The following is a 21642-nucleotide window of genomic DNA, read 5'->3' as shown; positions in this document are numbered from 1 at the left end:
CCTACTGGGTCCGTTGCAGACGTTTGCTGACCTTGCCGACCGCCGTCTGGGGGAACTCGGCGACGACTTCCAGCGCATCCGGCAGCTTGTAGGCGGCGAGGCCACGCTCCCGGAGGTACTTCCGGATGGCGCTCAGCTTCAGCGTGGCCGGGTCCGCACCTTCGCGCGGGACCACGAACGCCTTGACCCGCTCGCCGAGGATCCGGTCGGGGACGCCGACGACGGAGACGTCGTGCACGCCTTCGTGGCCGAGGATGAGGTTCTCCACCTCCTCCGGCGCGACCTTCTCGCCGCCCCGGTTGATCTGGTCCTTGGACCGTCCCACCACGGCCAGGTAGCCGTTCTCGTAGCGCTCGATGATGTCGCCGGTGCGGTAGAAGCCGTCGGGGGTGAAGCTCCGGGCGTTCTCCACGGGATCGCGGTAGTAGCCGCGGATCGTGGTCGGCCCGCGGGTCAGCAGGTGTCCCGGCGTGCCGGGCGGCACCGGGGAACCGGCGTCGTCGAGCACGAGCAGTTCGTCACCGGGCGAGATCGGGCTGCCCTGGCACCGGACGCTCGTCTCTTCGTCCACGTCGAACCGGTTGTAGTTGACGAGGCCCTCGGCCATCCCGAAGCCCTGCTGGAGGATGACGTCGAGCTCGGGCCGCACCCGGCGGGCCGCCTCCATGCTCAGCCGGGCTCCGCCGACGTGCAGGCTGACCAGGCTGGACAGGTCGTAGCGGTCCTTGAGCGAGGAGTTCAGCCAGGCCAGCAGGAGCGGCGGCACGATGGACGACTGGGTGACCCGGTGCCGCTCGATGAGCGGGAACACGGTGTCGGGGCTGCCGTCCTTAGCCAGCACCACCGTTCCGCCGACACTGAGGATGCCGAGGAATCCCGGTGATCGCACCGACATGCTGTGACAGATCGGCACGGCGGTGAGCTGCACGGAGTCCTCGGTGATGCCGCAGATCGGGATGCTCTGCCGCACCGAGTGCAGATAGGTCTCGCTGGTGTGCGGGATCAGCTTGGGTCGACCGGTGGTGCCGCCGGACATCTGCAGCAGGGCGACATCGCCCGGGAGCGATCGCCGCTCGTGCGGCAGCGGGTCGTGGGCCAACAGCCGGTCGAGGTCGGCGCCGCCGCCGCCGTCGGCGTCCAGCACGACGGTGTGCTCCAGGCTGGGCCAGGTCGCCTTGAGCTCCGCCGCCAGCGCCGCCAGGTCGGCGCCGTCGTGCGCGGCGACGGTGACGTACACCCGGGCTTCGGTCACCTCGACGAAGTGCTCGATTTCCGTACGGCGGTGTGCCACCGGCGCGAAGACGGGGATGGCGCCGATCTCCCAGAACGCGTAGACGAAGGCGATGAACTCTTCGATGTTCGGCAGGTGCACGACGACCCGGTCGCCGCGGCGGACGCCGAGGTGACGCAGTCCTGCGGCGAGCCGGAGGATACGATCGCCCAGTTCTGCGTAGGTGATCGTGGTTTCTCCGGACACGATCGCGCGTTTGTCGGGCACCCGCGCGATCGTGGCGAACAGCGGCTCCGGCATCGTCTGGTCAGTCCAGAAGCCTTCCGCCCGGTACCGGGTGGCGACGTCCTCTGGGTAGGGCACGAAACCGTCGAGGACGAGCGGTTCGAGCACGGTCATCTAGAGCTGCCTGGACGAGATCTGGTCGACCGCGCCCGGCACCGGCTCGGCCGGGTCGCTCCCCAACGCGACGATCCGGTTGTCGGCGTCGACGTGGACGACCCGGGGCTCGTGCGTGATCAGCTCAGCATCCTCGGCGAGCAGGTAGGACATGATGATGACCAGGTCGCCCGGGCGCACCAGGTGGGCCGCGGCGCCGTTGATGCAGATCTGTCCACCGCCGGCGGTGCCGGTGATCACGTAGGTCTCGATGCGAGCGCCGTTGGTGATGTCGACGACCTGGACCTTCTCGCCTTCGACCAGACCCGCGGCCCGCACGAGATTCTCGTCAATGGTGATCGAGCCCACGTAGTGCAGATCGGCCTGCGTGACCGTGGCACGGTGAATCTTTCCGCCGAGGACGGTTCGTAGCACGCTGTACTCCTTGTATTTGAACGAGATCGAGAAATTCGTCAGTTGCCGGTGGCCGCGGCGGGCGCAGCGGTCGTGAGCGCCTCTTGCTCGGCGATGAAGTCCCGAAGCGACTTGGGACGCAGGTCGGTCCAGGTCTTGTCGATCCAGGCGAGGACGTCGGCGCGGGAGGCGCCGTCGGGGCCGCCGAACACGATCGTCCAGCCGCTCGGTACCGGCTTGAAGGTGGGCCAGAGGGAGTACTGCTCTTCGGAGTTGACGAGGGCATAGAACGTGCCACTGTCGTCGTCGAACGGGTTCTGGGGCATTGTTCCTCCCTTGGTCCGGTGCGTATTTCGTGCTGCCGACATTTACCGATCCCGACTTGTCAAAGCGCGGGAAAGGCTCGACGCACGTCACGCATCGACAGCCGACGGCGAGCGTACGCTAGCACAGTTAGGTTAGCCTAAACTAACAGCACACTGCACCAGCAGCAGGTCTCGTCGTGAGTTAGGTGAGCCTAAGCTAAGCGATAACGCCGATCGATGGCAAGGTCGATACCTTTACCTTCGGCATACCTTCGCGTCCGTTATGTTGGCCGCATGGACACGCCGCTTCGAGAACCTACGTTCCTCATCCTGACCGCGTTGGCCGGCGACCCGCTACACGGCTACGCGGTCATCGCCGAGGTGTCTCGCCTGTCGAACGGCCGCATCTCCCTGCGCCCCGGAACGCTCTACGGCGCCCTGGACCGGCTGGTCGACGCGGCATTCGTCGCCGTGGACCGCGAAGAAGTCGTGGAAGGCAGACTCCGCCGCTACTACCGACTCTCCGAACAGGGTGCCGGCGTGCTGGCTGCGGAGACCGAACGGATGCGGCAGAACGTGGCGGCAGCCAGCGCCCGGTTGCGCGCCTGGACGCCCGCACTCATCGAGGGGATGGCATGAAAAACCTGGAACAGCATTACTCGCGGCTGGTGCGCATCTGCTACCCGGCTGCCTACCGGCGAGTGCGTGGCCCGGAGATTGTCGGCACCTATCTGGAGCTAGCCGCGCCGGACCAGCGCCGACCCACCGCCCGCGACGTAGCCGACCTGGTCCAGGGCGGCCTCCGCCAGCACCGACGCGCCGCCGCAGCCACCGGTCTCCGGCCCGGCCTGCGCCTCGCCGGACCGCTGGCGCTGCTCGCGACCACCGCGCTCGCGGTCTTCGAAATGCCGGTCGACGCGTACGCGTCGCTGATCGGCGAAGGCCCGCAGACTGAAGCTGGATCTTTCCTCGCCATCGCCTGCTGGGCGCTGTGGCTCTTTGCCGCCGTCTTGCTGGCAGTGCTGCCCGGCCGGTTTGCCCGGCACACCGTCGGCACCGCGACCGTCGTGACCGCCGGCCTGATACCGCTGGCCGCCGTCACCGGTCTGCAGCGACCCGCGCTCTTCGTCCTGCTGCCGGTATTGGCCCTGGGCGCGGTGGCTTTCGCCGGCGTACGGCGCTTGCCTTGGTGGGGCCGGCTAGCACCACTCGCCGTCGGTGTTGCGGTCGCCATCGGAACGACAAATCCGCTCCGTAGGAACAACAGCGAGTACGGCTCCTACGACGAACTGACCACGTCGGGCCTCTCCGTCATCGGAGGTGCCCTCCTGGCGCTGACACTGCTCCTCGCGATCGTGTTGGCGGTGCGCGGTGATCACCGTGGTGGCTGGGCTCTGCTGGTGTTGCTCGGTCCGATCGGGCTGTTCTTCGTTCGCGACCCAGCGGAAACGCTTGCCTTTGCGGTCGGCCACACCCCGCAATCTGAATGGTGGTCGCTGGTCGCCGCGGCATCGGTCGTCACGATCGTCGGTCCTGCGCTGCTCATGCTCACGCTGGCCGCACGCCAGCGGCTAGCCAAGTCCGCAGCTCAGTAGGACCGGCAAAGCATCCGTTCCGGGGGTACGTCGGTTGAAAGAGTGTGATTTCGTTCAACCGACCGTTCCTGGCCGCTCGCGAGCGGGAGTATCTGACCGAAGCCGCCGAGTCGGGGCAGACCTCCGGCGACGGGCCGTTCACCCGGCGCGCCACGGAGTTGCTGACCGGCTTGGTCGGCTCGCGGGCGGCGCTGCTCACCACGTCCTGCACGCATGCGCTGGAGTTGACGGCGTTGCTGCTGGATCTGCGGCCGGGCGATGAGGTGATCATGCCGTCGTTCACGTTCGTGTCGACCGCCAACGCGTACGTGTTGCGGGGTGCCGTGCCCGTGTTTGTGGACTGTCGGCCGGACACGCTGAACATCGACGAGCGGGCCGTGGAGGCGGCCATCACCGTACGGACGAAAGCGATCGTCGTCGTGCACTACGGCGGAGTGGCCTGCGAGATGGACGCGATCGGGAAGGTAGCCAAGCACCACGGGATTCCCGTCGTCGAGGACAACGCGCACGGGCTCGGGGCAGCGTACCGCGGGCGGGCGTTGGGGTCGCTGGGCGCGTTCGCGACGCAGAGCTTCCACTCGACCAAGAACGTGCAGTGCGGTGAGGGCGGTGCGCTGCTGATCAACGACGAGCGGTTCGCCGAGCGGGCCGAGATTCTGCGGGAGAAAGGTACGGATCGGAGCCGGTTCTTCCGCGGCGAGGTCGACAAGTACCGCTGGATGGACGTGGGTTCCAGCTATCTCCCGTCCGACCTGCTCGCCGCGGCGTTGACCGCTCAGCTCGAGGCGTTCGAGGTCATTCAGCGGCAGCGGCACGCGGTGTGGGACGCCTACCATTCCGCGTTTGCCGACCTGCCGTGGATCCGGCCGACCGTGCCGGCGACCTGCGCGCATTCCGCGCACCTCTACTATCTGCTGCTGCCCGATCTGGCACGACGGCAGGCGCTGCTGCGGCACCTGGCCGAGCGTGGCGTGCAGGCCACCTTCCACTATCAGCCGTTGCACAACGCCCCGGCCGGGGAGCGGTTCGGCCGGACCGGTCCCGGCGGCTGCCCGGTCACCGAGGACATCGCCGACCGGCTGGTGCGGTTGCCGCTGTACGCCGGTATGGCCGCGCACGAGGTCGAGCAGGTGGTGACGGCGGTACGGGAGTTCAGCGGCTAGGTGCGCGGCCGGGACGCTCCAGGTAGGTGTGGTCCGGCGCTGCGAAGCCCGCCTTCGCGTAGAGGCCGTGGGCGTCTCCGGTGTGCAGCATCCAGCGGAAGTGCGCACCGGGTCCCTGGTCGACCATCGCGTCGATCAGGGCGACGCCGAGGCCGTGGCCGCGATGCTCGGCCACGATGAAGACGTCCGCCAGGTAGGCCAGGGCGAGACCGTCCGAGATGGCCCTGGCGAAGCCGACCATCGCGCCCGTGGCCTTCTCGTAGCAGCCGACCACCCGCCAGGAGGCGTCGATCTGCTGGTCGACGATGTCGCGGGTGCGCCACTGGCCCCAATAGGCCGGCCCGCTCAGGAACGCCCAGACGATGTCGCGGTCGACGCGCTCGGGGGAATCGTCGAACTCGTAGCCGCTCACGACTCGACCAGCGCTTTGCGGCCGGCCGGGATGGCGGCGGCCGCCGGCAGATCCGGGGTGCGGACCAGGTAGGTGGGGCGGCCCAGCCCGTTCGTGTGGATCCGGCCGACGTATTCGCCCAGCACGCCGATGGCGAGCAGCTGCGCGGCCGAGAAGATCGCCACCATGCACGCCACTGTAGTGAACCCGGCGACCTGGGTCTGCCCGCTGAAGTACAGGAACAGCATCAGGACGAACAGGAGCAACCCCATCAGAGCGGCCAGGAAGCCGAGGTACGTGACGATCCGCAGCGGCCCGGTCGAGTAGCCGAGCACCATGTTGAGCGTGTGTCGGATCAGCATCCGGACCGTGTAGTTCGAGCGGCCGTGTGCGCGGTCGTCCATCCGTACGGTGACCGCGGTGGATCCGGTGGTGCCCCAGGACAGTGCCACGTCGAGGCAGGCGTGCGGGCCGTTGAGCTGGGCGAAGCCGTCACGCAGATAGGTGCGGAAGGCACGGAAGGCGCTGATCTGCCGGGCACCGTCGACGCTCATCGCGCGTTCCAGGCCGGCCTTCGCCAGCCGGGACGCCAGGCTGCGGGTCGCGCCGTGCTCTTCCCGCTCGGGTACGCCGTACACGAGATCGATGTCGTCGGTGAGGGCGGTCAGCAGCACCTGGATCTCTTCGGGCCGGTGTTGCAGGTCGTCGTCCATGGTGACGATGACGTCGTGGCTGGCCGCCCGCACGCCCGCGACCAGCGCGTTGTGTTGGCCGTAGTTGCGGCTCAGCCGGAACGCCTGCACCCGTTCGTGTGCTTGTTCCAGGTCGCGCGCGGTGGTCCAGGTGTCGATGTCGCCGCCGTCCACCACCAGCAAGATCTCGAAGTCCGACACGAATCCCGGCAGTGCGTCGTTCAACCGGGAGACCAGCGCGGGCAGCGTGGCCGCGGACCGGTAGCAGGGCACGACGACGGAGACGTACACGTTGACTACTCCCTTGCGGGTGGAATCATCCGGTTCAGACCGGATACATCCCTCTCAACGCCCGTCCCCCGCCTCGCGTGATGTGCAACCCGCGCGTACCTCGAAATGGCCCGCCGTTGCGCTCGCCGGCGCGGCCGCGGTCGCCTCGGTCTGGATCGGCGCTGCCGTCCTGACCGCCGGGCACGGTTTCGACCTGACCGACGAGGGTTACTACCTGCTCTCCTACCGCTGGTGGGACGTCAATCCCCGCACCTTCACCGGCTCGCAGTACCTCTACGGTCCGGTCTTCGAGCTGCTGGGTCACGACATCGCCGGGCTGCGCCTGTTCCGGCTCCTCACCATCGTGCTCACCCATCTCGGATTCGGCTGGGCCTTCATGGGCTGGTTGCGGCTGCGCCGGCCCGCGGCACCGGCCACCCGGCTGTGGGAGGCGGCCGGCACCGCGACGATCCTGGCGGCCGGGGGTGCCATCTACGGCTGGCTTCCGCAAAGCCCGGGATACAACGATGTGGTCCTGCTGGGTGCCATGAGCTGCCTGGCCGTCGTGCTGCGCATCGCCACGTACGCCGAACGCGACGCGCGCGTACCGATCTGGCTGCCGGTGGTCGGCGGTCTGCTGCTGGTCCCGATCCTGCTGGCAAAATGGTCGGCCGGACCGCTACTGCTGCTGATCGCGGTGACCGGGGCGGTGACGGTGTACCCGCTCGGTTGGCGTGCCCTGGGTCGGGCTGCGGCCGGTGCCCTCGCCGGAGTCGTGACGGCAATCGCGACAGTCCATCTCCTGATCGTGCCCCTGACGTACGCGGTGCCGTACCTGGTCGAGGTCAACCGGTTGCTCTCGGCCGGATCGTTCTCGCTGCCGGTGCTGCTCGAACGGTACTGGGATCTGACCCGGCCGATGCTGCTGTCGGTCGCTCGGTACGACGGGCTGCTGTTGGTTGCGGCCGCGGCGGTCGTCCTCGCGCGGCGGAAGGTTTCCCGCATCGCCGCCGTCGCGCTGGCCGTCCTCGGCGCCGCGTTGTCGGCGTATCACGTCGTCGACTCGGGCGCCCTCGGCGGCGGGCGGCTGTATCTCTACCAGTGGGTGCTGATCTTCATCGCCGCGCTGGCGTTCACCGTGTCCACCGCCGTCGCCGCGATCTTCGACCGGCAGTCTTCGCTGGGCCGGGAGCATCAGCGCGGTTGGCTGCTGCTCGGTGTGGTGTTCCTGCTGCCGATCCTGCAGACGCTCGGCACGAGCAACGCCCCGTTCGTCGTGGCGACCAACGGGTTCGCTGTCTGGATGGCCTTGCTCGTCGCCGTGGTGACCGGCCTCGACAAAGCGCCCGCCCCGGCCCGCGTGCTTGCCGCGGGTGTGGCGACCGCCGTCGTCGTCGCGACCGCCTGCGTCGCCACGGGTGGCCTGTGGCGGCACCCCTACCGGACCCCGGGTCGCGCGGAGACCACCAGCTCCGTGCCCGGTGTCACGGCCCTCAACCACATCCGGCTGGACGCGGAGCGTGCCGCCGGGTTCCGGGACCTGCACCGGCAGCTCGAGCCATATCTGTGGCCCGGGCGACCGATGATGGCGTTCGACACCATGCCCGGCGTCGTCCTGGTGCTGGGCGGCCGCCCGCTCGGCGAAGCGTGGTACGCCCCCGCCGACCCGGCCCGGACCTCGGCGGGAATCCTCGCGGACTGCCGCGTCCATGGCCCCTGGCACGCCCCGACAGCCCGGCCCGGCCGACAAGCGCCGATCCTGCTCTTCGACCGCCCGGTGACATCGGACAAGAAGGACCTGTTCCGCGCGTGCGGGCTCGACTTCGACACCGGATACAGACTGCTCGCCCCGAAGGAGCAGACCATGCGGCTCGAGGTGTACGTGCCGGCCGATGACCCGGCGAGCTACCGGTGGGACAAACCCACGAAAGGACCCTGAGCATGGACACCAGCGACATCCAACGGCTCGCCACGCTGGAGGACCGACACTGGTGGTTCCAGGAGCGCCGGTCGATCCTGGCCCGCTGGCTGCGGCGCCTCGCCGACTCCGGCCGCAGCACCGGAACCGCCATGGACATCGGTGCCGCGGCGGGCGGCAACACCCGGGTGCTGCGGACGCACGGCTGGCGGCCGATCGCGCTCGAATACAGCGCGGACGGCGCCCGGGTCGCCGCGGAGCGCGGGTTGACGGTCGTCCGCGGCGACGCCACCCACCTGCCCGTCGCCTCGGCGAGCATTGACCTGATCACCGCCTTCGACGTGCTCGAACACATCGAGGACGACGATCAGGCCGCCGCCGAGATCCGCCGAGTGCTGCGGCCGGGCGGGACGCTGCTGGTCACCGTGCCGTGCGACATGCGGCTGTGGTCCGCCCACGACGTCGCGGGCCACCACTTCCGCCGGTACGACCGGCCGGGACTGACCCGAGTCATCACTCAGGGCGGCCTTTCCATCGACGAGCTGTGGAGTTGGAACGTGTTGCTGCGGCCGGTCGTCGCCATGACCCGGAAACGGGCCTCGGGCAACGAGTTGGCGCCGCTGCCGCCGCTGGTGAACGCCGCGCTGCGGTCGGTCGTCGTGGCCGAACGCTACCTGCCCGCACAGCGGCTTCCGGGAGTGTCGCTGATGCTGCGCGCCCACCGCCCGCGTTGACCGTGCTCGCCCGGCTGGCCGAGGACCGCCGGGTCCGCTACGTGGGCGCGGGCGGAATCAGCGCAGCCGTCTACTACGGACTATTTGCGGCGGGCTGGCTGGCGCTCGGGAACCGGGTGCCCTACCTGGTGGTCGCCGCGGTCACCAGCACGCTGACCGCGATTCTCACGTACCCGATCTATCGCGCTTTCGTTTTTCGGGCGACCGGCCCGGTGCTGACCGGATTCCTGCGGTTCTACGTCGTATGCGTGTGGGCGCTGCTGTTCAGCCTGGGCGGGCTGTGGACGCTGGTCGACGTGGCCGGACTGCCGGTCCTGCTCGCCCAGGCGATCGTGATCACCCTCGGACCGCTCATCAACTATCAGGCCGGCCGGCTCTGGGCCTTCCGCGGCTGACTCAGTCACGACCCCAGGCAGCGTTGTCGCGATACCACCGGACCGTGTCGGCGAGCCCGGCCACGAAGTCGACGCGCGGCTCGTACCCCAGCGACTGGATCTTGCTGATGTCGACCGAATAGCGCAGGTCGTGGCCGAGCCGGTCGGTGACGTGCTCGACCAGCGACCAGTCCGCGTCACAAGCCGCCAGCAGCAGCCCGGTCAGCTCGCGGTTGGTCAGCTCGGTCCCGCCGCCGATGTTGTAGATCTCCCCCGGCGCGCCCTTGCGCAACACCGTGCGGATGCCCCGGCAGTGATCCGCCACGTGCAGCCAGTCGCGCACGTTGCGACCATCGCCGTAGAGCGGCACCGGCCGTCCCGCCAAGAGGTTCGACACGAACAGCGGGATCACCTTTTCCCGATGCTGGTACGGCCCGTAATTGTTGGAACAGCGCGTGACCCGAACATCCATTCCATAAGTACGGTGATACGACCGGCACAACAGATCGGCGCCTGCCTTCGCCGCCGCATACGGGGAGTTCGGCAGCAGCGGATCCGTTTCCGGCCATGAGCCCGCGGCGATCGAGCCGTACACCTCGTCGGTCGAGACCTGCAGAAACGTGGTGACGTGCGCCGAGCGGGCCGCGTCGAGCAGCCGCTGCACCCCCAGCACGTTGCTGCGCAGAAAAGCCTCGGGGTCCTGAATCGAGCGGTCCACATGGGTCTCCGCCGCGAAATTCACCACCACGTCGACGCCGGGCATGACCGCCGCCACCGCCGCATCGTCCGCGATGTCACCCCGCACAAAAGCAAACCCGGGATGGTCGGCCACCGCGGCCAGATTGGCGAGATTTCCCGCGTACGTCAGGGAGTCGAGCACCGTGACCCGCACGTCTTCGAACCCGGCGCACCCACCGCCCAGCAGGTCCCGCACGAACTGCGACCCGATAAAGCCGGCACCGCCGGTCACCAGCATCCTCATCCGCGGATCCGCACCGTGCTGTGGTCACCGATGACGAGCTGATGCGTCCGCGGCGTCTGCGGCGCCGGTGTCACCTCCACTCCCTTGCCGATCAGCGACGCCTCGATCCGCGAGACCCCCCGGACCGTCGAATGGTTCATCACGATCGAATACTCGATCTCGGCGTCCTCCAGCGTGCAGCCGTCCCCGATCGACGTGAACGGCCCCAGATACGAGCCCACGATCTTGGAATCCGCCCCGACCACGATCGGACCGCGCAACACCGAACCCTCGACGACCGCACCCTGCTCGATGACGACCCGCCCGGTGATCTGCGTCCGGTCGTCGACCGTCCCCAACACCCGTGGCGCAATCGACTCCAACACGATCCGATTGCACTCCAGCATGTCCTGCACCCGGCCCGTGTCCTTCCAATAGCCGGTGATCAGATGCGAGTGCACGTGGTAGCCGTTCGACACCAGCCACTGAATCGCATCAGTGATCTCCAGCTCGCCGCGCGCCGACGGCTTGATCGCCCGTACGGCCTCGTGCACGGCCGGGGTGAACATGTAGACGCCGACGATCGCCAGGTCACTCTCCGGCTCGTCCGGCTTCTCCCACAGGCCGACGATCTGACCACTGCGACCGAGCTGGGCCACCCCGTACGAGCGGGGGTCGTCCACCGGCGTGAGCAGCAGCTGGGCGCTGTAGTCGGCACCGGTGAACGCCGCCACCAGCTCCTGGATCCCGCCGACCAGGAAGTTGTCCCCCAGATACATGACGAAGTCGTCATCGGCGAGGAACTCCCGGGCGATCAGCACACAGTGCGCCAGCCCGAGCGGCGCCTCTTGCTGCAGATAGGTGATCCGCAACCCGAACTGCGAGCCGTCGCCGACCACCCGACGCACCTCCGCGCCGGTGTCCCCCACGACGATCCCCACCTCGACAATGCCGGCGTCCCGGATCGCCTCCAGTCCGTAGAACAGCACCGGCTTGTTGGCAACGGGGAACAACTGCTTGGCCGAGGTGTTGGTGAGCGGCCGCAGCCGCGTACCGCGGCCGCCGGCGAGCACGAGCGCCTTCATCGTCAGCGGACCTTCTTCGCCTAAAGAGACATCGTCGCCCGGCTCAACGACCGGCCGGTTCGACGGGCGGCGGGTCAGCAGGGATGATGTCCCCGGCAAGATCATGAATGGGTAGGCGTGGGAGGTCATGACGGTGGGGCCCGGACGTAATGCGCTGGCCGCGGTGGGCCTGCTGGTCGGCCTCGGTCTCACAGTGGCACTGCCGGGGATACCAGCAGCCCTGCTGCCGGAAGAAGGGCCCGCCCTCCCGGGCGGCCGCATCGACATCGGCGACGGCGTCGCCCTTACCCTGCCCGCGGGTGCTCGCCTGGACCTCGGCGATGCCCGCCCCGGCTCCGGCGATGTCACCTTCCGGACAGGCGCGGTGACCGTCAAGGTAGCAACCAGCGCCGTCCCCGACCGGCCGGCGGAATTCATCGCCCACGCCCGCCACAAGCTCGACCGCGACGAAGACCTGCGGCCCGGCCCCGCCGAACCCTGGCCGACCACCGCCGGAGTGCAGGGGGAACGCGGCGATCTTGCGCCAGCCGGCTGCTACTTCGCCGCCGTCGCGGAGGGAGCAGGCGTTGTCGTGACGATGCCGGACACCGGCTGCGGCTCCGCGCCGCCCGAAGTCTGGAGCGCCATTTCCAGCATCACCTTCGAGGAGGCAGCCAAGTGGTAACCCCGGCCCCGCGCTGGTCGGCGTTACAGACCCCGGCGTTCTCGATCCTCGGTATCACCGTCGCGCTGTCGGCACTCTTCCTCGCGGTAGGCACGATTTTCACCTCGTTGTCCACGCCCTGGGCGGCGGCAGCGACCCTGCCGGTGACCCTGGTGGCCGGAGCGGCCTGGCTAACGGCGTTGCTTCGGCTCGCCGACCCGGTCGAACGGCGGCCGGCCTGGCTGGTGGCCTTCGCGCTGGCCTGGGGCGGCGCCCTGGCAGTGGCGGTGGGCCTACTCGGCGGTCTCGCGGTGGACCTGCTGGTGGCCCAGACTGTCTCCCCCACCTTCGCTGCCGACTGGGGAGCAGCGATCGCCGCGCCCTACGCCGAGGAAATCGGCAAAGGCGCGGGCGTCGTCATGGTGCTGCTCGTGGCCCGGCCGTACCTCACCACCGTCTGGTCCGGCGCCCTGTATGGCGCCCTGGTTGGCGTCGGCTTCGCCCTGACCGAGGACGCCGTCTACGCCCTGACAGCGGCCGACGACGTACTGCCCGACGACGTCGAAGCGGCCCTGTCCACCCTCGCGCTGCGATCGGTGGCCTTGGCGTTGGTCGGCCACCCCCTGTTCACCGCCACAGCCGGCGCCGGGATCGCGTACGCCTGGCTGCGCCGCGACCGCTCCCCCAGGCAGCGGCTCGGCGTCCTGGCCGCCGCCCTGTCCGGTGCGATGCTCATGCACGCCGCGGTCAACTCACCGGTCTCTCACGCTGCCACCAGCGCCCTGGCCGCCCTGTCCGAATCCAATGCGATGGCCGGCTATCTGCTGGTCGTCGTCGCCTTCGCCGGATACCCGCTGTGGTGGCTGGTCCAGCTCCGCCGCTCGGATGCCCGGATGCTGCTTACCCGGGCCGCCGCGCTCGCCCCTGAGACCATTCAACCCGACGAAGTGAAAACCCTGGCCTCCGTACGCGCCCGCCGGTCCGCCACCAGGCGCATCCGCCGCCTCCATGGGGCCGAGGCCGCACGTCGCCACACCACACTTCGCCGCGCCCAACTCTGCTTCACCGCGGCGACAGCCCAGCCCTACCTGGGATATCCGGCCTTCGGCCCGTTCGGCCTGGCTCCGCCACTGCTGCACTGGTCCCAAGAAGCAGCCACCGCCCGCCACGGCGTGCCGGACATCAATCCCGCTGCGGACGTGCCGTTGCCACCCACCCGCGCCACGACCGCAGCCGCTACGGCAGTGCTCACGGCCGCGACCGCCGGCCTCCTCTTCAGCCCCGCCGCGCTCCTCGCAATACTAGGTGCGGCGGTCCTCCGCTGGCGCAAGGTGGGCGGTCGCTTGGCAACTATCGCCACACTTTCGGCACTGTTCAGCGCTTACAGCGCCGCCACAACGCTGCTCATTGCGGTGCTCTTCTGATTGCACCACGCCGCGACCTACCCATCGCCGTGCAGTTGTAGCCGGACTTCCGCGACGCTTACCTCCACGAGCTGGGCCACGCTGTCCACCACGAAACCCAGCTCCTCGTTGATCAACAGCATGTGACGGTTGTCCGGTGCGACGCTGGTGAGGACGCAGTCGAGATCGGTCGGCTGATCGGCAGCAAGCCAGGTCAGCATCTCCGGCCGGCACCGAGCTCAACGCGGATCTCGATCTGAGCGTGGTCGCTGTTCTCGTGCTCCGGCAGCGACAACCGGGCGAATCCGGCCAGCCCGGAGGCGTCACGCACACTCCACAGCAGAAACCGCCGCTCCGGCGACGAAACGACCTGCAGCCACTCGTCGGCGCCTGGGCGAGTGGGAGCCGGTTCGTAGGACCGGTCGTTCAGCATGGCGCTCGCCACGATCTGAAAATGCGCGGCCAGGAAGCCTTCCGCCAGGACAACAGAGTCGAGGGGGTCGACGAACCAACGCGGCGTACTCATCGGAATTGCGCTTCTTCGCTGCGGAGTTGGCGCACAGCATCCGCCACCCTACGTAGGTCTTGCCCGGCAAGACACGGGTCCGCGTATCGATATGATTCGCTATATGTCTGTCTTCCTGCAGCCCGGCGCAGAGCCGCGGGTCGTGTTCGTTTCTCAGCTTGCTCTCGGCGGGGCCGGTTGGTCGGTCGTTGCGGAGCGATTGACGTGCGGTGCCGCGACCGTCATGTATGACCGGCCGGGGACGGGTGACGCGCCGCCTCGCCCGGCGCCGAATCCGGATCTGCCGCCGAGTGCGTTCGCCGATGAGCTGGCCCGGCTGCTGGACGAGGCAGGGATCACGCAGCCGGTGGTGGTGGTCGGGCATTCGTTCGGCGGCAACATTGTCCGGCTGTTCGCGGGGCGGCATCCTGAGCGCGTCGCCGGCCTGGTCTATCTGGACTGTTCGGTGCCGCGGCAGCGGTTGTGGGACGGCACCACGCCGATCCTGGACGGCGCCGAGTCGGGCACTGCCATCGATCTTGTCCTGAGTGAGGTGGAGGTGCTCCAGGCTCCTTCCCCGGCGGTGCCGAGTGTTGTCGTGGCGAGCGAGGCGAGCAACTGGAACGAGGATCTCCCGCATCCGGCAGTCACCGATCTGTGGGCGGTCCATCAACGGATCCTTGCGGGTCAGGTCGGCGGGCCGTTGGTGACGGCCGTACGGGCGAGTCATCAGATCCCGGCCGAGGCGCCAGACTTGGTGGCCTACTGCGTGGATGCGGTGGTCCGGGCGGCGGCCAACGGTGGCGTGCCGGTGTTGACTGCGGATGAGGTGGCTCGGGTCGGCGGCCGGTTGGAGCAGTCTGCATAGGCTCACCGACATGGTTAGCGACCTCCCGGCCCTGAGACCGGAAGGCGCACCACGTACGGGATCAGAACTTGCCCTTGTGCAGGCCGGTCTTGAAGCTTTGCGTCAGTCCGGTGTGGCAGTCGTAGTAGGAGATCTCGGCGTACACCTCGTCGGCTTCGCCGCTGTCCTCGTTGAGGTTCATGCTGGACCGGGAAAACTCGGCGGACAGGCCCCTCGGCCCGGCCTTGGGCCAGCCGCTCTTCAGGTAGGCGAGGCCCAGGTCGTCGTCGCTGTTGCTCGGGTCGGAACCCATGATCTTCGCGGTCAAGCGCCCGGCGCCCGGGCAGGCGATGATTTCTCTGGCGTAGGCCTCGGGCAGGTAGCGGTCGAAGCCGACCAGCACGTCCCATCTCTGGTCGCCGGCGTACTCGATGGTGAGACAACCGGTGTAGCGATCATCGGCGGCGCACTTGATCGCGGCCGCTGAGGCGGGTGCCGCGGTGGCCGTCAGCACGCCGGCGGCCAGCGCCGCTCCGGTGACAGCGCCCATGAGACGCGTACGTACGGTGGTTTTCACGTCTTTCTCCTTGATGTCGAGCCCCCCGTCTGCGCCGGTTCGCGGCGGAACGCCCGAACCAACACATCGGCTTTGCTCGATGAGAATCCGGCGAGTGGCCTGGCGCAGCTATACCTAGAAGTAGGTAGTGACGCTTTCGCAGCGAAAATCCGGAGGGTTTCCTTGACGTTGGAACGCACGGTCCGACTGTGCTTCGACCACGCATCGCACCTGGCCGCGACGCACAGCAACCTGTCCGCGGTGCGCACCGACGGGCCGGTGCTGTGGATCGCCGGCGACGAGACCGCGACGGTGGAACGGCTGGTCGCCGACGACGCGGAGCATCCGACCGAGTACAGCCAGCAGTCGACTTTCCGACTGGCCGACCTGGTCGACCTGCCCGGCGCGGATCCGGACGCCGAAGCCGACATCGAGGGTTTGGCGCGCAACGGGCCGTTCCTCTGGGCGGTCGGCTCGCACAGCCTGCGCCGTAAGCAGATCAAGGACCGCCACTCCGGCGCCAAGGCCCTGAAGCGGCTGGCCCGCGTCGAAGGCCAGGACAACCGCCAGATCCTGGTCCGCATCCCGATCGTCGACGTCGACGGGCTGCCCACCCCGACCCGCGAGGTCGTCGTCGACGGCGTGCCGCAGCGCGCCGCGGTGCTGTCCGGCCGGGACGACCTGCGCGTCCTGCTCGAGGACGATCCGCACCTCGCGCGGTTCCTCGACATCCCGGGCAAGGACAACGGCCTCGACATCGAGGGCCTCGCCGTGCACGACGACCGGGTCTATCTGGGCTTGCGCGGCCCGGTCCTGCGGGGCTGGGCTTTCGTGCTCGAGATCCGACCGTACGCGGACCCGCAGCGGCCGGAACAGTTGCGGCTGCTGCCGTTCTCAGACGGGCTGCCGTACCGCAAGCACGTGTTGGATCTGGACGGCCTGGGCGTCCGCGACCTGTGCCCGGCCGGCGACGACCTGCTGGTGCTCGCCGGGCCGACCATGGACCTCGACGGGCCGGTCCGGATCTACCGCTGGCACGGGGCCTGCCGGGCCGAGCTGTCCACGATCGCGCGCGACGACGAGCTCACCCGAGAGCTGGAGCTCACCTACGGCGAGGGCGACGACCACGCCGAGGGGCTCGCGGTGCTGGGTCCGCTGGATGAGGGACGGCTGATGGTGGTCCACGACAGTCCGGCCGTGGCCCGGCTCACCACGACAAACACGGTGCTCGCCGACGTGGTCCGGCTGCCCGGCCACTGACCGGCGAGGCTTTTTGTCGTACCGGGTCGCTAACGTCGGCGCCACCGGATCGAGGCTGGACGGCTCGCACCGGCGACTTCCGCGTACCCGAACGAAGGTTTCCGCATGCGCAGTTTCGCGTTCGTCGAAGGCAGCTCGGCGAAGTTCTGGGAGGTCCACCGGGACGGCACCGACCTCACCGTGCGGTGGGGTCGGACCGGCACCACCGGGCAAGCCAAGGTCAAGACCTTCGACACAGGAGAGGCTGCCGCGGCCCAGGAAACCAAGCTCATCGCCGAAAAGCTCCGCAAGGGGTACGCCGAAAGCACCGCCACATCAGCACCGGCTCCAGTCAGCCAGGTAGCCGGCGCCCCGGACGCGCCCGCCGCCGATTCTCCGCCCGTGCCGAAGCCCCGGGCAGCCAATGAGGACACACTTGTGCTGCCTGGTGCATGGCTACGCTATCGATGTCCACGCCGCGGCGGTGCCGGCGTGACTGCGTTCGTCCCGGATCCGCGGGCCCGGGAACGGGCAGCCGAGCTGGACTCCCGCCGCCGGCCCGACCAGCTCGAGTGGATCCTGCAGTCCACCAGCACCGATCCTGCGCTGGCCGCCGCCGCACGCCAATGGCGAGCTGGCGCGGGCGACGCCCCACCCGCCGGCGCAGCCGTGTGTGCGGCCGTCGCGTCCTCGGGCGGCTGGGGCGATGCGGAGCAGGCCGCCGCCTATGCCGACGTGTGGATTGCCGAACGCGGCCTGCTGTTCGCCACCCGCGCAGCCACCGAGCTCCTCATGCTCATCCTCACTGATGACAACCTGCGCGGGCGGACCTACGCCGGTGGTTCCGACCGGCCCGGCATCCGCTATCGGCGCGCCGGCGACACCTCCTACCAGCGATCCGTCAGCGGCACCGCCTACATCCTGCTCCGGGTGCGTGCCGCGCTCGCCGCGGCGTCCGCTGAGGAGCACGCGGCGGCGGTGGCCGCCCTGACCACCTACCGGAACAACGGCGCCTATGCCCGGACGGCCACCTCGGTGCTGGTCCCCAGCGCGGTGGAGTGGGTCGCGGCAGACGTCGCCGATGCGGTGACTGCTGCCGACGAATACCGGGCCGGCCTGCTCTTGTTCGCGGCAGGCACCGCCGACCAGGCCGATGCGCTGGGTGCGGTGGCGGACGCCTACGGATACCTCACCTCACTCGCCCTGATCACCACCCTGATGGACGGCATCGGCGCACAGGCGACCGGTGTGCTGCTACACTGGTTCGACGCCGATCCCTACGGCGCTGACACTCAGCGCCGTCTGCTGTCCGCGCTGGCCGTGCTGCCTGGCGATGCCGCACTGCGCGGCCTGATCGAACGACTCGATCGCAAGTATGTCGTTGCCGCCTTGCTCGAGGCTGCCCAGCGCTTCCCCGCCCGGGCGATGCGGCTGCTCGCCGAGGCCACCCCGAAAGGCCAGATCACCGAGCTGTTGCGCAGTCACGTCCTCACCCATCCCGAGCTCGCCGAGCGGGTTGCCGAGCAGCTGACCGGGTCAGCGGCGCACCGGGTCGCCGAGATCCGGGCGGCGGCGGCCGCCGTGGTGCCGGCACCCAGGTCCGCGGTGCCGCCGGTGCTGGCGGATCCGCCGTGGCTGCGCCGGGTCCGCGCGGCGAAGCCGGCTGTCGTGCCCCTGCCGGCCTGCGCCGACGCTCCGACGATCAGCTGGCTCCCGGACGAGCGGCAGACCTGGCTGGACCATCCCGTCGAGCCGTACGCCGACCCGCAGTACACCTGGGACCAGCTAGCCAGACGAATCTGCGCGAACCAGGCGCGGTGGTGGGAATATCCGACGTTCTTCATGAAGGCTCCCGAGGAGCTCGTCCGGCCGGTGCTGCCGCAATGGCGGGTCGCCGAGACGTGGGACGCACGCGACTGGATGCACATCGCCGTGGCCCGGTTCGAGCTGGGCATGCTTCCCCAGGTCACTGAGCTGGCCCGGCGCAATCCGGCCGACCTCGGCGAGCTGCTGCTGCCGTACGCCTCGGTCGAGGCGGCGCTGCTGATGGCGGAATGGTACGGCCGGCTCAAGAGCATGCGCCGGACCGCGCGGGCGTGGCTGCTGCGCCATCCCGCCGCGGCCGCCCGGGCGCTGGTTCCGGCCGCGCTCGCCGCCGCGGGAGTCGGCCGGCGCCACGCCGAGCAAGCGCTGCTTCTGCTGCACACCAGTGGGCACAGCGACGCGGTGCGGGCCGCCGCCCTCAGTTACGGCGGAGAAGCCGCTGCTGCCATCGACACCTTGCTGTCCACCGACCCCCTCACTATGCTACCCACGCGGATCCCGACAGCGCCCGGCTGGGCGGTGCCGGGGTTGCTCCCCGCCGTAGTGCTGCGCGAAGGCGCGGGCGCGCTGCCGCCTGACGCGGTCAGCAATCTGCTCACCGTGCTGATGCTCGGCAAGGGCGACGAACCGTACGCCGGGCTGGCGCTCGTCCGGGAGAGTTGCGAGCCGGACAGCCTGGCCGAATTCGGTTGGAGCTTGTTCCAACGCTGGCTTACTGCCGGGGGGAACGCCAAGGAGAACTGGGTCCTGCCCGTGCTCGGGCTGATCGGCAACGACGAGACGGTGCGCCGGTTGACGCCGATGATCCTCGCCTGGCCGGGCGAAGGCGGGCATGCCCGGTCCGTCGCTGGTGTGCAGGTGCTGGCTGCCATCGGCACCGACGTCGCCCTGATGCACCTGCACGGCATTGCCCAGCGGGCCAAGTTCAAGGGGCTCAAATCCGCAGCCGAGCAGCAGATGGCCGAGGTCGCTGCCGGGCTGGGGCTCAGCGCCGACCAGCTCGCCGACCGGTTGGTGCCTGACTTCGGACTCGGCGCCGAGGGGAGCCTGCAGCTCGATTACGGGCCGCGGCAATTCACCGTCGGGTTCGACGAGCAGCTGCGTCCGTACGTCTGCGACAGCGCCGGAAAGCGGCTCAAAACGCTGCCCAAGCCGGGCGCGCGGGACGATGCCGAGCTGGCCCCCGCCGCCGCGAAGCAGTTCGCGGCGCTGAAGAAGGACGTGCGGACGGTCGCCGCCGATCAGCTCCGCCGCCTGGAGCGGGCCATGGTCACCGGGCGGCGCTGGAGCGGCACCGAGTTCCGCCAGCTGTTCGTCGCGCACCCACTGCTCTGGCACATCGTTCGCCGCCTGGTCTGGGCAAGCTACGACGAGTCCGGCACAGTGATCGACACGCTGCGCGTCGCTGAGGATCGTACGTTTTCCACTGTGGATGATGAGCAGAGTGACCTCGCCGACGACGCGGTGATCGGCGTTGCCCACCCGTTGCACCTCGGCGAGACGCTCGCCGCGTGGGCCGAGATCTTCGCCGATTATGAGATCCTGCAGCCCTTCCCCCAGCTCGGCCGGCCCACCTACACGCTGACCGACGAGGAAATCAAGGCCGGGCGGTTCACCCGGTTCGAGGGGATCACCGTGCACACCGGCAAGGTGATCGGCCTGGAACGGCGGGGCTGGCGCCGCGAGTCACCCCAGGACGCCGGCCACCAGGGCTCCATCGAGCTGGTCCTCGGCCCGAAGCTCGAGGTGGTCATCAGCCTCGACCCGGGCATCGCCATCGGCGCGCTGGACATCTTCCCCGAGCAGAAGCTGGACCAGATCTTTCTGTCCGATGGCAACGGCTACTGGGGGAAGGAACACCGGCTGCCGCTGAGCCGGCTCGATCCGGTAGCCGTCTCTGAAATCATTCGCGACCTGACGGAGATCACCGCATGAGCGCTGACCCCATCGTCACCGTCACCGATCCCAGTTCCTCGGTCACCCACCCCAGTTCCTCGGTCACCGAGCCCGGTTCCACGGTCAGCGGCCCCGGATCCGCAGTGCAGCGGCCACCCGCGGAGGTCCGCTACGCCGAGGAGCTGCGGCGACTCCGGGATTCCGACACCGCCGCCCGTCCGCCCGGCTGGGTGCTCAGCGTGCAGGCCGCCCGGCGGTTCGTCGTCGGGGATCCCGCGCTCGACATCAGCCGCAAGTTCGTCGGCGACCCGTCCCTGATCGATCGGGCGCTGATCACCCTGGCGACCAGCCGGGGGCTGATGCTGGTCGGCGAGCCCGGCACCGCCAAATCGCTGTTGTCCGAGCTGCTCGCCGCCGCGGTCAGCGGCGACTCCACCCTGACGATTCAGGGCGGCGCCGCCACCACCGAGGACCAGATCCGCTACTCCTGGAACTACGCGCTGCTCGTCGCCGACGGGCCGTCAACCCGGTCACTGGTGCCCGCTCCGCTGTTGCGTGGCATGGCCGAGGGTCGGACCGTGCGATTCGAGGAGATCACCCGCTGCCCGTTGGAAGTGCAGGACTGCCTGCTCTCCCCGCTGTCCGACCGGGTGCTCGCCATCCCGGAGCTGACCGGGCCGGATGCGATGGTGTTCGCTCGCGACGGCTTCTCCATCATCGCCACCGCCAACACCCGGGACCGCGGGGTCAACGACATGAGCTCGGCGCTCAAGCGCCGGTTCAACTTCGAGACCGTCTTCCCGATCGCCGACCTGCACACCGAGCTGAACCTGGTCGCTGCCGAGGCCGCACGACTGTTGCAGCGCTCCGGCGTCACCGCCGCACCTCGGCGGGACGTCCTCGAGGTGCTGGTCACCACGTTCCGCGAGCTGCGCGCCGGCGAGACCGCACGCGGCGATTCGATGGAACGCCTATCCGCGGTGATGAGCACTGCCGAGGCAGTCTCGGTGGCGCACGCGGTGGGACTGCGGGGCTGGTTCCTGCGCGGAGAAGCCGGCACCGCAGAGGACATCGTCGCCTGCCTGTCCGGCACCGCCGCCAAGGACAGCCCGGACGACCTGGCCAAGGTCCGGCGCTACCTCGCCCAACAGGTGAGCTGGCGCAACGGCGAGCAATGGCAGGCCCTCCACCAGGCCCGCCACCTGCTGCCGGGCTAGA

The 21642-nt window shown here is 69.2% G+C and carries 22 protein-coding genes; 12 read left to right on the top strand and 10 right to left on the bottom strand.

From position 1 onward, the window contains the following. Position 1 precedes the first annotated feature (1 nt). Genes ACIA1L_RS31610 through ACIA1L_RS31600 form a run of 3 tightly spaced genes read right to left on the bottom strand, consistent with a single transcriptional unit; the run spans position 2 to position 2349 of the window. The gene (locus ACIA1L_RS31610) at positions 2–1630 is read right to left on the bottom strand and encodes a (2,3-dihydroxybenzoyl)adenylate synthase (RefSeq protein WP_396076709.1); all 1629 of its coding nucleotides are present in this window, start codon (positions 1628–1630) and stop codon (positions 2–4) included. After that, positions 1631–2044: an aspartate 1-decarboxylase gene (gene panD, locus ACIA1L_RS31605; protein ID WP_396076708.1), complete on the bottom strand. Its 414-nt coding sequence runs from the start codon at positions 2042–2044 to the stop codon at positions 1631–1633. 38 nt (positions 2045–2082) lie between these two features. Next, positions 2083–2349, bottom strand: a complete 267-nt coding sequence (locus tag ACIA1L_RS31600; RefSeq protein ID WP_396076707.1) for an MbtH family protein — start codon at positions 2347–2349, stop codon at positions 2083–2085. A gap of 273 nt (positions 2350–2622) precedes the next feature. On the opposite strand from ACIA1L_RS31600, the gene ACIA1L_RS31595 reads away from it, so the two are divergent. The 3 genes from ACIA1L_RS31595 to rffA are packed head-to-tail and all read left to right on the top strand — an operon-like array spanning position 2623 to position 5086. Then, positions 2623–2967: a PadR family transcriptional regulator gene (locus tag ACIA1L_RS31595; protein ID WP_396076706.1), complete on the top strand. Its 345-nt coding sequence runs from the start codon at positions 2623–2625 to the stop codon at positions 2965–2967. Continuing rightward, positions 2964–3923 carry a hypothetical protein gene (locus ACIA1L_RS31590; protein ID WP_396076705.1) on the top strand — a complete coding sequence of 320 codons (960 nt, stop codon included), beginning with the start codon at positions 2964–2966 and terminating at the stop codon, positions 3921–3923. The genes ACIA1L_RS31595 and ACIA1L_RS31590 overlap by 4 nt, the downstream gene beginning before the upstream one ends. A 44-nt stretch (positions 3924–3967) precedes the next feature. Next, complete coding sequence (rffA, locus tag ACIA1L_RS31585) at positions 3968–5086, top strand: dTDP-4-amino-4,6-dideoxygalactose transaminase (protein ID WP_396076704.1); 1119 nt, start codon at positions 3968–3970, stop codon at positions 5084–5086. On the opposite strand, the gene ACIA1L_RS31580 is transcribed toward rffA, so the two are convergent. Then, positions 5076–5498 (bottom strand): GNAT family N-acetyltransferase, encoded by a 423-nt coding sequence (locus ACIA1L_RS31580; RefSeq protein WP_396076703.1) that lies wholly within the window; start codon positions 5496–5498, stop codon positions 5076–5078. The genes rffA and ACIA1L_RS31580 overlap by 11 nt on opposite strands. Further along, positions 5495–6460, bottom strand: coding sequence for a glycosyltransferase (locus ACIA1L_RS31575; RefSeq protein ID WP_396076702.1), 966 nt, complete (start codon positions 6458–6460; stop codon positions 5495–5497). Before ACIA1L_RS31575 ends, ACIA1L_RS31580 begins: the two co-directional genes overlap by 4 nt. Before the next feature lie 82 nt (positions 6461–6542). Here ACIA1L_RS31575 and ACIA1L_RS31570 point away from each other — a divergent pair, with 82 nt between their 5' ends. The 3 genes from ACIA1L_RS31570 to ACIA1L_RS31560 are packed head-to-tail and all read left to right on the top strand — an operon-like array spanning position 6543 to position 9486. Continuing rightward, on the top strand, positions 6543–8378 hold the full coding sequence (locus ACIA1L_RS31570) for a hypothetical protein (RefSeq protein WP_396076701.1): 1836 nt from the start codon (positions 6543–6545) through the stop codon (positions 8376–8378). A gap of 2 nt (positions 8379–8380) precedes the next feature. After that, positions 8381–9091 carry a class I SAM-dependent methyltransferase gene (locus tag ACIA1L_RS31565; RefSeq protein WP_396076700.1) on the top strand — a complete coding sequence of 237 codons (711 nt, stop codon included), beginning with the start codon at positions 8381–8383 and terminating at the stop codon, positions 9089–9091. Between the two features lie 2 nt (positions 9092–9093). Continuing rightward, complete coding sequence (locus ACIA1L_RS31560; RefSeq protein ID WP_396076713.1) at positions 9094–9486, top strand: GtrA family protein; 393 nt, start codon at positions 9094–9096, stop codon at positions 9484–9486. A 1-nt stretch (position 9487) separates the two neighbouring features. Here the strand turns inward: ACIA1L_RS31560 and rfbB are convergent, their stop codons facing one another. Both rfbB and ACIA1L_RS31550 read right to left on the bottom strand, forming a co-directional pair. Next, positions 9488–10447, bottom strand: coding sequence for a dTDP-glucose 4,6-dehydratase (rfbB, locus tag ACIA1L_RS31555; protein WP_396076699.1), 960 nt, complete (start codon positions 10445–10447; stop codon positions 9488–9490). Next, the gene (locus ACIA1L_RS31550) at positions 10444–11511 is read right to left on the bottom strand and encodes a glucose-1-phosphate thymidylyltransferase (RefSeq protein ID WP_396076697.1); all 1068 of its coding nucleotides are present in this window, start codon (positions 11509–11511) and stop codon (positions 10444–10446) included. The genes rfbB and ACIA1L_RS31550 overlap by 4 nt, the downstream gene beginning before the upstream one ends. A 133-nt stretch (positions 11512–11644) precedes the next feature. Between ACIA1L_RS31550 and ACIA1L_RS31545 the strand changes: the two genes are divergently transcribed. After that, the gene (locus ACIA1L_RS31545; protein ID WP_396076696.1) at positions 11645–12175 is read left to right on the top strand and encodes a hypothetical protein; all 531 of its coding nucleotides are present in this window, start codon (positions 11645–11647) and stop codon (positions 12173–12175) included. After that, the gene (locus ACIA1L_RS31540; RefSeq protein ID WP_396076695.1) at positions 12169–13578 is read left to right on the top strand and encodes a PrsW family intramembrane metalloprotease; all 1410 of its coding nucleotides are present in this window, start codon (positions 12169–12171) and stop codon (positions 13576–13578) included. Before ACIA1L_RS31545 ends, ACIA1L_RS31540 begins: the two co-directional genes overlap by 7 nt. 17 nt (positions 13579–13595) lie before the next feature. Here ACIA1L_RS31540 and ACIA1L_RS31535 read toward each other — a convergent pair whose 3' ends face one another. Both ACIA1L_RS31535 and ACIA1L_RS31530 read right to left on the bottom strand, forming a co-directional pair. Next, complete coding sequence (locus ACIA1L_RS31535) at positions 13596–13778, bottom strand: hypothetical protein (RefSeq protein WP_396076694.1); 183 nt, start codon at positions 13776–13778, stop codon at positions 13596–13598. Then, the gene (locus ACIA1L_RS31530) at positions 13772–14083 is read right to left on the bottom strand and encodes a hypothetical protein (protein ID WP_396076693.1); all 312 of its coding nucleotides are present in this window, start codon (positions 14081–14083) and stop codon (positions 13772–13774) included. Before ACIA1L_RS31530 ends, ACIA1L_RS31535 begins: the two co-directional genes overlap by 7 nt. Positions 14084–14186: 103 nt before the next feature. Here ACIA1L_RS31530 and ACIA1L_RS31525 point away from each other — a divergent pair, with 103 nt between their 5' ends. Beyond that, entirely contained in the window at positions 14187–14930 is a 744-nt protein-coding gene (locus ACIA1L_RS31525) for an alpha/beta fold hydrolase (RefSeq protein ID WP_396076691.1), read from the top strand. A gap of 61 nt (positions 14931–14991) precedes the next feature. Here the strand turns inward: ACIA1L_RS31525 and ACIA1L_RS31520 are convergent, their stop codons facing one another. Continuing rightward, entirely contained in the window at positions 14992–15486 is a 495-nt protein-coding gene (locus ACIA1L_RS31520) for a hypothetical protein (protein ID WP_396076690.1), read from the bottom strand. Between the two features lie 162 nt (positions 15487–15648). Between ACIA1L_RS31520 and ACIA1L_RS31515 the strand changes: the two genes are divergently transcribed. The 3 genes from ACIA1L_RS31515 to ACIA1L_RS31505 all read left to right on the top strand — a co-directional run bounded on the left by ACIA1L_RS31515 (position 15649) and on the right by ACIA1L_RS31505 (position 21641). After that, the gene (locus tag ACIA1L_RS31515; RefSeq protein WP_396076689.1) at positions 15649–16725 is read left to right on the top strand and encodes a DUF3616 domain-containing protein; all 1077 of its coding nucleotides are present in this window, start codon (positions 15649–15651) and stop codon (positions 16723–16725) included. A 105-nt stretch (positions 16726–16830) separates the two neighbouring features. Next, positions 16831–20463: a DUF4132 domain-containing protein gene (locus ACIA1L_RS31510; RefSeq protein ID WP_396076688.1), complete on the top strand. Its 3633-nt coding sequence runs from the start codon at positions 16831–16833 to the stop codon at positions 20461–20463. 104 nt (positions 20464–20567) lie between these two features. Then, on the top strand, positions 20568–21641 hold the full coding sequence (locus ACIA1L_RS31505; protein WP_396076712.1) for an AAA family ATPase: 1074 nt from the start codon (positions 20568–20570) through the stop codon (positions 21639–21641). Position 21642: the final 1 nt, after the last annotated feature.

It is taken from the genome of Actinoplanes sp. NPDC051859 (genome assembly GCF_044452725.1).
In the GTDB taxonomy this organism is placed as follows: Bacteria; Actinomycetota; Actinomycetes; order Mycobacteriales; family Micromonosporaceae; genus Actinoplanes.
The sequence above is the reverse complement of the archived record's forward strand: the minus strand, read 5'-3'. Positions and strand labels throughout refer to the sequence as shown.

Excerpts from the sequence above, each read along its gene's own strand:
- ACIA1L_RS31530 (WP_396076693.1), bottom strand. The coding sequence starts at position 14,083 with ATGAGTACGCCGCGTTGGTTCGTCGACCCCCTCGACTCTGTTGTCCTG.
- ACIA1L_RS31610 (WP_396076709.1), bottom strand. The coding sequence starts at position 1,630 with ATGACCGTGCTCGAACCGCTCGTCCTCGACGGTTTCGTGCCCTACCCA.
- ACIA1L_RS31600 (WP_396076707.1), bottom strand. The coding sequence starts at position 2,349 with ATGCCCCAGAACCCGTTCGACGACGACAGTGGCACGTTCTATGCCCTC.
- ACIA1L_RS31590 (WP_396076705.1), top strand. The coding sequence starts at position 2,964 with ATGAAAAACCTGGAACAGCATTACTCGCGGCTGGTGCGCATCTGCTAC.
- ACIA1L_RS31525 (WP_396076691.1), top strand. The coding sequence starts at position 14,187 with ATGTCTGTCTTCCTGCAGCCCGGCGCAGAGCCGCGGGTCGTGTTCGTT.
- ACIA1L_RS31510 (WP_396076688.1), top strand. The coding sequence starts at position 16,831 with ATGCGCAGTTTCGCGTTCGTCGAAGGCAGCTCGGCGAAGTTCTGGGAG.
- ACIA1L_RS31535 (WP_396076694.1), bottom strand. The coding sequence starts at position 13,778 with ATGCTGACCTGGCTTGCTGCCGATCAGCCGACCGATCTCGACTGCGTC.
- rfbB (WP_396076699.1), bottom strand. The coding sequence starts at position 10,447 with ATGAGGATGCTGGTGACCGGCGGTGCCGGCTTTATCGGGTCGCAGTTC.
- ACIA1L_RS31565 (WP_396076700.1), top strand. The coding sequence starts at position 8,381 with ATGGACACCAGCGACATCCAACGGCTCGCCACGCTGGAGGACCGACAC.
- ACIA1L_RS31550 (WP_396076697.1), bottom strand. The coding sequence starts at position 11,511 with ATGAAGGCGCTCGTGCTCGCCGGCGGCCGCGGTACGCGGCTGCGGCCG.
- ACIA1L_RS31595 (WP_396076706.1), top strand. The coding sequence starts at position 2,623 with ATGGACACGCCGCTTCGAGAACCTACGTTCCTCATCCTGACCGCGTTG.